Annotated in this window: 1 protein-coding gene; it reads left to right on the forward strand. The window is 68.5% G+C overall.

Features of this window, described 5'->3' with window-relative positions; all coding sequences use genetic code 11:
• A partial coding sequence (locus tag ACREB4_RS21210; protein ID WP_431590225.1) for a beta strand repeat-containing protein occupies positions 1–1,954 on the forward strand: 1,954 nt, incomplete at both ends.

Raw genomic sequence — 1,954 nt, forward strand, 5'->3', positions numbered from 1 at the left:
CGTTCCAGGTGCAGGACAACGGCGGCACGGCCAATGGCGGTGGCGACCTGGACGCCACGCCGCGCACGATGACGGTCGACGTCACCTCGGTGAACGATGCCCCGGTGGGCGCGAGCCAGGCCGTGAGCACCAACGAAGGCGCGGCCTACACGTTCACGGTGGCCGACTTTGGCTTCACCGACCCCAAGGATGCGGCAGGCAACGCGCTGCAAGCCGTCCGGATCACGGCCCTGCCGGCCAAGGGCAGCCTGTTGCTCAACGGCGTGGCCGTCAACGCGGGCGACTTCGTCTCGGCCAGCGACATCGCCGCGGGCCTGCTGGTGTACACCCCGAATGCCAACGACAATGGCGCCGGCTACGCCAGCTTCAGCTTCCAGGTGCGAGACGACGGTGGCACGGCCAACGGCGGGGTCAACCTGGACGGCACAGCCCGCACGATGACGGTCAGCGTCAACTCGGTGAACGACGCCCCGACGGGCGCCAGCACGACCATCACGACGCTGGAAGACACGGCCTACACCTTCACGGCGGCGGACTTCGGTTTTGCCGACCTCAACGACACGCCGGGCAACGCCTTGCAAGGCGTCAGGATCACGACACTGCCAGGCGCGGGCAGCCTGAGGCTGAGCGGCGTGGTGGTGACGGCAGGGCAGGTGGTTTCGGCGGCCGACATCGCCGCCGGCCTGCTGGTGTACACACCGGGCACGAACGACAACGGCGCTGGCTACGCCAGCTTCACCTTCCAGGTGCAGGACAACGGCGGCGCGGCCCATGGCGGTGTCGACCAGGACACCACGCCCCGCACCATGACGGTGGACGTGACCGCGGTCAACGACGCCCCGGTGGGCACCGACAAAACGGTGACCACCAACGAAGACAGCACCTACACCTTCACGGCCGCGGACTTCGGCTTCACCGATCCCGACGACGTGCCGGCCGACACCCTGTTAGCGGTCAGGATCACGACCTTGCCCGTCAAGGGCAGCCTGCTGCTCAACGGCGTGGCGGTCACGGCAGGGCAGGTGGTCTCGGCGGCGAACATCACCTCCGGGCTGCTCAAGTACACGCCTGCGGCCGATGACAACGGCACCGGCTATGCCAGCTTCACGTTCCAGGTGCAGGACAACGGCGGCACGGCCAATGGCGGTGGCGACCTGGACGCCACGCCACGCACGATGACGGTCGACGTCGCCTCGGTGAACGATGCCCCGGTGGGCGCGAGCCAGGCCGTGAGCACCAACGAAGGCGCGGCCTACACGTTCACGGTGGCCGACTTTGGCTTCACCGACCCCAAGGATGCGGCAGGCAACGCGCTGCAAGCCGTCCGGATCACGGCCCTGCCGGCCAAGGGCAGCCTGTTGCTCAACGGCGTGGCCGTCAACGCGGGCGACTTCGTCTCGGCCAGCGACATCGCCGCGGGCCTGCTGGTGTACACCCCGAATGCCAACGACAATGGCGCCGGCTACGCCAGCTTCAGCTTCCAGGTGCGAGACGACGGTGGCACGGCCAACGGCGGGGTCAACCTGGACGGCACAGCCCGCACGATGACGGTCAACGTCAACTCGGTGAACGACGCCCCGACGGGCGCCAGCACGACCATCACGACGCTGGAAGACACGGCCTACACCTTCACGGGGGCGGATTTCGGTTTCGCCGACCTCAACGACACGCCGGGCAACGCCTTGCAAGGCGTCAGGATCACGACACTGCCAGGCGCGGGCAGCCTGAGGCTGAGCGGCGTGGTGGTGACGGCAGGGCAGGTGGTCTCGGCGGCCGACATTGCCGCCGGCCTGCTGGTGTACACACCGGGCACGAACGACAACGGCGCTGGCTACACCAGCTTCACCTTCCAGGTGCAGGACAACGGCGGCACGGCCCATGGCGGTGTCGACCAGGACACCACGCCCCGCACCATGACGGTGGACGTGACCGCGGTCAACGACGCCCCGGTGGG

This window comes from Aquabacterium sp. (genome assembly GCF_050725395.1).
Lineage (GTDB): Bacteria > Pseudomonadota > Gammaproteobacteria > Burkholderiales > Burkholderiaceae_C > Aquabacterium.